1 rRNA gene is annotated in these 659 nt (G+C 62.1%); it reads left to right on the plus strand.

The features are described from left to right. Positions 1–108, plus strand: a 16S ribosomal RNA gene (locus HHX41_RS39475); the annotation flags it as partial. Between the last annotated feature and the right edge of the window lie 551 nt (positions 109–659).

Below are 659 nucleotides of genomic sequence, written 5' to 3' on the forward strand. Positions count from 1 at the left end.
CCGTGGCCCAACCACTTGTGGGGGGAGCGGTCGAAGGTGGGGCTGGCGATTGGGACGAAGTCGTAACAAGGTAGCCGTACCGGAAGGTGCGGCTGGATCACCTCCTTTCTAAGGAGCACTCGGCCGGCCTTGATGTGCCCATCCCGTTTGGTGGTGGGTGTGAGGTTCGGTCCATGCCGGGTTCAGGGGCGAATGTTCCCTGCCTGGTGCGCTCATTAGTGGAGCACTGGTTATTCAGCTGGTCGTGGTTGCCGGGTCTGCTAGTACCGCCGTGGTCGTGCCTCTTTCGGGGTGGGATCGCGGAGTGGGAATGCGGGTTCTGGGGGCTGGGGCTGGCTGGGCACACTGTTGGGTCCTGAGGGAACGGACCGTTTCTTTCCGGGCTGTTAGCGGTCTCCTCCTTGTGGGGGTGGGCCGCTTCGGTGCGGGGTGGGTTTGTTTTCTCCAGGGCTGGTCTCCTGCCATACCGGCTGGGGTCTTGTGCTTGTGGGTTCGCCTGTTGGGTGGGCTCGCGGGTGGGGGGCTTCGGTGTTTGGTGGTGGGGTGGGCTGGTTGTCTGGTTGTTGTTTGTGAATTGCATAGTGGACGCGAGCATCTTTGTGGCCAAGTTGTTTAGGGCACACGGTGGATGCCTTGGCATCAGGAGCCGATGAAGGACG

This window comes from Microbispora sp. H13382, assembly GCF_014161445.1.
Lineage (GTDB): Bacteria > Actinomycetota > Actinomycetes > Streptosporangiales > Streptosporangiaceae > Microbispora.